Genomic DNA, 1,424 nt, shown 5'->3' on the forward strand with positions numbered 1-1,424 from the left:
GGTCGCCGCAACAGCCCTGCAGCCTCGCTCAGCGCGATGTTCCGTTAAGGGCCCTGCCCTTCTCGAAATGTCTCGTTGACGAAAAGCGCCCCGCCCCGGCATTCCTGCCGGGGCGGGGCTTTTTTGCCCATACCGTGTTTGGCGCTGGTCGCAAACGTCAACCCGGTCATGGCTATTTTGGAGATACACAATGAACGATTTTACTCTGAATGCTGAACTGCGTTCCGACCTGGGGAAAGGTGCGAGCCGCCGCCTGCGTCGTCTCGCCGCTCTGGTTCCAGCTGTTGTTTACGGTGGCGAAAAAGCCCCTGAATCCATCAGCATGCTGGCCAAAGAAGTTGCCAAACTGCTCGAAAACGATGCTGCCTACAGCCACGTTATCGAACTGAACGTTGGCGGCAAAAAGCAGAACGTCATCATCAAGGCTCTGCAACGTCACCCGTCCAAGGGTCACGTTCTGCACGCTGACTTCGTACGCGTCGTAGCTGGCCAGAAACTGACCGCTATCGTGCCTGTGCACTTTGTTGGTGAAGAAGCTCCGACCAAGAAAGGCGGCGAGATCTCGCACGTCCTGAACGAAATCGAAGTTTCCTGCCTGCCGAAAGATCTGCCTGAGTTCATCGAAGTCGACCTGTCGGCTCTGGAAATCGGCGCAATCGTTCACCTGTCCGACCTCAAAGCCCCTAAAGGCGTTGAGTTCGTTGCACTGGCTCACGGCGACGACAAAGCTGTTGCAAACGTACACGCTCCACGCGTTGCTCCAGAAGCTGAAGAAGGCGCAGCAGAGTAATTCACTCTGTCATGCCTGAGTGAGCAAGTAACATCGCGGACTGGAACGTAGCGAGAAAGCGGGCGAGAACGCGGAGTTTACATCCATGGTAAATGAGCATTTTTCGTCCACTTTCGCCGCCTTCCCTGATCGCGGCGATGTTACCCACCACTCAAAGGAAGGGCCCCTATCGTGACTGCCATCAAACTGATCGTTGGCCTGGGAAATCCAGGCGCCGAATACGACCAGACCCGGCATAACGCAGGGGCCCTTTTTGTTGAGCGCATCGCCCACGCACAGAATGTGAATCTTGTGGCCGATCGCAAATATTTCGGCCTGACCGGGCGCTATTCGCATCAGGGTCAGGATGTTCGTCTGCTGATTCCCACCACCTACATGAACCGCAGCGGCCAGGCCGTGGCGGCACTCGCCGGTTTCTTCCGCATCAAGCCTGAAGAAATTTTGGTGGCGCATGACGAACTCGACTTGCCTCCGGGCGTTGCCAAGCTCAAGCAGGGCGGCGGCCATGGCGGTCACAACGGGTTGCGCGACATCATTGCGCAACTGGGCAATCAGAATACGTTCTACCGCCTGCGGCTTGGCATTGGCCACCCGGGCGTCGCCAGTATGGTTTCAAATTTCGTCCTGGGTCGTG

The 1,424-nt window shown here is 57.0% G+C and carries 3 protein-coding genes; all 3 read left to right on the top strand.

What is annotated here, in order from left to right:
• Positions 1–194 (top strand): hypothetical protein (locus ACIP66_RS28725; RefSeq protein WP_400652685.1); only part of this gene is annotated, 194 nt, incomplete at its 5' end.
• Positions 191–790: a 50S ribosomal protein L25/general stress protein Ctc gene (locus tag ACIP66_RS28730; RefSeq protein ID WP_053123771.1), complete on the top strand. Its 600-nt coding sequence runs from the start codon at positions 191–193 to the stop codon at positions 788–790. The genes ACIP66_RS28725 and ACIP66_RS28730, both read left to right, overlap by 4 nt.
• Before the next feature lie 171 nt (positions 791–961).
• Positions 962–1,424, top strand: a 463-nt coding sequence (gene pth, locus ACIP66_RS28735) for an aminoacyl-tRNA hydrolase (protein ID WP_400652688.1), incomplete at its 3' end; no start/stop codon positions are given.

Source organism: Pseudomonas sp. NPDC088429 (assembly GCF_044753305.1).
Lineage (GTDB): Bacteria > Pseudomonadota > Gammaproteobacteria > Pseudomonadales > Pseudomonadaceae > Aquipseudomonas > Aquipseudomonas rustica.